At 66.2% G+C, this 4,078-nt stretch carries 7 protein-coding genes; 1 reads left to right on the plus strand and 6 read right to left on the minus strand.

The genetic code is table 11. The annotated features are described in order from the left end of the window. From QZ186_RS11360 to QZ186_RS11385, 6 genes are all read right to left on the minus strand, one after another. Positions 1-695, minus strand: a 695-nt coding sequence (locus QZ186_RS11360; protein WP_296416930.1) for an ion channel, incomplete at its 3' end; no start/stop codon positions are given. Beyond that, positions 695-1,423 carry an ion channel gene (locus tag QZ186_RS11365; protein ID WP_296416932.1) on the minus strand — a complete coding sequence of 243 codons (729 nt, stop codon included), beginning with the start codon at positions 1,421-1,423 and terminating at the stop codon, positions 695-697. The genes QZ186_RS11360 and QZ186_RS11365, both read right to left, overlap by 1 nt. Further along, a complete protein-coding gene (locus tag QZ186_RS11370; protein ID WP_296416934.1) occupies positions 1,420-2,337 on the minus strand; it encodes a substrate-binding domain-containing protein in 918 nt (305 codons plus the stop codon). The genes QZ186_RS11365 and QZ186_RS11370 overlap by 4 nt, the downstream gene beginning before the upstream one ends. Next, positions 2,334-2,681, minus strand: a complete 348-nt coding sequence (locus tag QZ186_RS11375; RefSeq protein WP_247477296.1) for a hypothetical protein — start codon at positions 2,679-2,681, stop codon at positions 2,334-2,336. The genes QZ186_RS11370 and QZ186_RS11375 overlap by 4 nt, the downstream gene beginning before the upstream one ends. Positions 2,682-2,748: 67 nt before the next feature. Then, positions 2,749-2,955: a hypothetical protein gene (locus QZ186_RS11380; RefSeq protein ID WP_296416937.1), complete on the minus strand. Its 207-nt coding sequence runs from the start codon at positions 2,953-2,955 to the stop codon at positions 2,749-2,751. A 131-nt stretch (positions 2,956-3,086) separates the two neighbouring features. Continuing rightward, positions 3,087-3,647, minus strand: a complete 561-nt coding sequence (locus tag QZ186_RS11385) for a nucleoside triphosphate pyrophosphatase (RefSeq protein WP_296416939.1) — start codon at positions 3,645-3,647, stop codon at positions 3,087-3,089. 93 nt (positions 3,648-3,740) lie between these two features. On the opposite strand from QZ186_RS11385, the gene QZ186_RS11390 reads away from it, so the two are divergent. Continuing rightward, a partial coding sequence (locus QZ186_RS11390) for an Npun_F0494 family protein (RefSeq protein WP_296416942.1) occupies positions 3,741-4,078 on the plus strand: 338 nt, incomplete at its 3' end.

Below are 4,078 nucleotides of genomic sequence, written 5' to 3' on the forward strand. Positions count from 1 at the left end.
CGCGTTTCGATATACCGGCTCAACAACAAGCCAATCATCAAGGTGATGTAGAGCGTTGCTGTGACGCTCAGCAGCACCGCAAAACTCTCCGCCAGGGCCGTCGCGGGGAGCACATCGCCATAGCCCAGGCTCCCCAGGGTCACAAACGAGAAGTAGGACAGGCGCTCCACCAGCTCCTCTCCCGGCAGCATCCGCCCCAAACTGAAGCTTCCGGGACTCAGGATCTCAAGAGCCGTTGCTAGCTGCCCCCCCGTCAGGCCCAGCTGGATGTAGCCCGCTGCCCCCAGGCAGAGCACCGCCTCATTCACGCGCTTGACCTGGGCCAGCACCAGAACGATGCCCACCGTTGTGGAGAGATAGAAGCCGCTGATCACCGAGAGGATCGGCAGATGCCAGGCATGTCCGGCGTGATGCCCCAGGACAAACGGCAGCCACATCACCGCCACACAAAGCACCCCCAAGACGCGATAGAGCGCCGTAAAGGACCAGCCTCGCCAGCGCAGCAAGTCCGCGGGCATCATCCGCAGCGCCAGCACCACCAGCCAGAGCGTGCTCAGAGGCAACAGCACCCGTTGGATCGCATTGCCCTCCAGGTTCGTGAAGGGCATCACCAGGATCGGCAGCAACGTCGCCAGCAGGAACCAACCGAACAGGGGTTCTCGCCGCTCGATCCGATCGCCAATCGAGTGGCTCATCACACCTCCTCCCGTTGCTGGGAGCTGATGAAGCGGCTCAGCAGCAGGCCAATCAACAGGCTCAGATACAAGGTGCTGCTGATGCTCACCAACACCGCAAACGACTCGCCGATGGGGCTGGCCGGCACCACATCGCCATAGCCCAGGCTCCCCAGGGTCACAAAGGCGAAGTACGACAACCGCGCCATCAACTCCTCGTGCAGCACCGTTGCCCCGAGGTTGAAGCTGTCTGGATCCACCATCTGCAGCACCGTCGCCAGCAACCCCGCCGTCAGACCGAGGTGGACATAGCCCGCCGCCCCCAGGCAAAGCGTGCGCACGCCCACCCGATCGCAATTGGCCAGGACCTGAATGATCCGCACCGCCGTCAGGGAATAAAAGAGCGCCCGGATCGCCACCACCAGCACATGGGCCAGGAAGAGCGGCCGATGGCCCACCAACAGCGGCCACCAGACCACCATCGCCGAGATGATCCCCAGCCACCGGTAGATCCCATTGACCTTGAACGGGCCGATCCGAGCCACCCACTCCGGCATCGCCCGCAGGGACTCCAGCACCAGCAGAGTCACGGCCAGCGGCAACGCCAAGCGCTCAAGCACCGTCCCATCGAGCTTGGCGAAGGGGAAAACGCCAATGGGCAACAGGGCCGTGATCAAGAACAGCGGGAAATGCCGCTCCTTCCCTCGGATCGCCTCAGCCGACAGGCGCAGCGGAGCGGAGACCTTCACGGGGTGATCTCCTCAATCAAGCCCTGGGCCTGCTCCTGCAAGTGCCGCGGCAAGGGGGCATAGCCCAAGGTCTGGACCTGCTCTTGGCCCGCAGGGGAGAGGCCATAGCGCAGAGCCCTCTGCAGCACCACTGCCTTCTGGCCCAGTCCCGTCTTGGGAAGCAACACCCAGGACGGGCTGACCAAGGGGTAGCCCTCCCTCGTCTCGGGCCACTGACTCAGGGCTCGCTTCACCTGGTCAGGAACCGGAAGGACAGAGCCCCCGACTCCGTTCTCAAGGGCAGCGGCCTGGAGGCGGTGGCGTCCCACCAGAAACACCGTCTCGAGGTAGCCAATCGCTCCCTGGCGCTGGGCCAGCAGGGTCGCCATCGCGTCATTGCCCCCAGCCAGCAAGGCCGAGGGGCCATGCCAACCCTGCTCAGGCACCTGCAGGTAGCGCAGGAGATTGGCCGTCGTGCCAGAACCACTGCTGCGCACCACCACTTGAATTGGCAGGGGGGAGCAGCCCAGTTGGCTGTAGTCCGTAATCGCCCCCGCAAAGATCCCTCGCAGTTCTTCGCGGTTCAGGGTCAGGCGGCAGCCCGGGTGGTTGTAGGCCACCGCAATCGCTCCAGCGGTCATCGGAATCGCCAACCACGGAAGCTGATCCGGCCGCCGATCCGTTCCAGCAAAGTCCACCAGTCCGGCCGCCAACTGGCGCTCCCCCTCCAGGGATCCCACGGCGCGGTAGTCCAGGTTCAGGCCCTGGCGCACCATCAGGTGGGTGAACCAGCGTTGATAGAGCGGCGCCGGGAAACTCGCCCCCGCCCCCCTCAGCTCAACCCTGGGGCTTGGCTCAGGCGGGGCCTGCAGAAGCGAGCATCCCGGCAGGGCCGTGAGGGCCAAGCCCAGCAGCAGCGCAGGCGCGCGCTTCATTCGAGAACCCGAGCGGGGCCCGTGCAGACCCAGGAGCGATCAATCCCCGTGGCGCTCAGGAACGGACTGTCGCCATAGAACGTCGGACGGCCGGCGGGCGTCTGACGGCTCTGGACGCGCCAGAGCTGACGCTCGCAACTGACGCTGATGGTCAGGCTCCCCCCATCGCTCTGGGGGATGCGCAGCAAACGCATCCCGTCGTAGAGGCCCAGGGGTTGGGCCTTGAGCTGCTTCAGCAAGACCGCCAGGGCCTGGGGAGGCCTGGGGCTTTGGGCCTGCACCGGCAGCGCCGCCATCCAGCCCGCGCTCAGGAGGGCCAGGCTGAGGCTTAGACGTCGACCCATCAGCCCAGGAGAGATTGCCTGAATTCTGCTGAGACCACGGCGAAGCGCCAGCCTTCGCAACGATCCCTCAGAAGCTCAGGTTGAGGACGTTGTAGCCCTGCGGTCCTGAGGGCTTCTTGAACTCCAGGGGCAACAGCGCATCGTCTGCCACCTCGACGCTGTGGCGGGCCGAGGCATCCTCCATGTAGGCCTGCTCGGCCATCAGTCCGTGGTCGGCAGTCGGCAGAGCCGTGGAGAGCTGGATCGGCTCCATGGCGTTGGCGTTCAGCGTCAATCCGCTACCAACCAGGAGGCTGCAGGCTGCTGCAAGCGCGAAGGTCTTCATGGCCAGGTGTGTGAGGAGGGCCTTGTCTTCGCAATAGCTACGGCCAAAGAAAAATGGCAACAGTGGATTTCGGCAAGGCTTCAGGCCGCGCTCAACCACTGCCGCAGCAAGGGAAGACTCAGGCCAATCACGTTGGAGAAGCAGCCATCCAGGCGCTCCACCAGGCAGCCGCCGCGTCCCTCCAGGGCAAAGCCACCGGCGCACTGCAGCGGTTCACCCGTCGCCACATAGGCCTCGATCTCGGCGTCGCTCAGATCAGCAAAGAGCACCCGAGTGGTCACCGCGGCCACCCGCTCGGCACCCGCCGGATCCAGCAGGGCATGGCCGGTGTGCAGCTCCCCCCAGGCGCCGCGCATCCGCCGCCAGCGGCTGATGGCCTCCTGGGGATCCGCGGGTTTGCCAAAGACCTCCCCGTCAAACGCCAGGACCGAATCACAGCCCAGCACCGCCGAGACCTCCCGATCGAGCCCGCTCTCCAGCACCGCCCCCGCCTTCGCCCGGGCCAGGAGCTGCACCAACTGCGCCGGATCGGGGTGGCCGATGGCCTCCTCATCCACCCCGCTGACCTGCACCCGATGGGGGATCGCCGCCTGCTCCAGCAAGCGCCGGCGGGCGGGGGAGGCAGAGGCCAACAGCAGCACGGCCGATCCTTGAGCTCGGCCCACTCTGGCAAGGGTCTCGGGCGGTAGGAGCCAGCCGGTGACCACAATGAAGGGACCCCAGCGCTCCCGTTGATGCAGCCCCGCCTTAGCCAGCAGGAGCAACGGGCGCTGATCCGGGCCAAGCGGGCCGTGCGCTGCCTTCCCTTTCGGCGCCGCTTCTATGAGGAACTCGAGCGGGAGGCCCTCAGCAGCACGCAGCTCGCGGCTCGCTCCGACTGGACTGCTCTCAGCTGCCGGCGTCTCTCAGCCAACCACTGCGAAGACCTGCTGATCTGGCTGATCCAACTGGGGGTGCTGCGCCGCGAGGTCGATGGCCAGGGCCTGACCGAACGGGTCCGCCTGACGCCCCTCGGGCGGGTCGTGCTCTCGGACTGGCCCGGGGAGATCCCCAGCGCCAGCCTCCCCTCCCG

It is taken from the genome of Vulcanococcus sp. DEBay_Sum29NL08_54 (assembly GCF_017859255.1).
In the GTDB taxonomy this organism is placed as follows: Bacteria; Cyanobacteriota; Cyanobacteriia; order PCC-6307; family Cyanobiaceae; genus Vulcanococcus.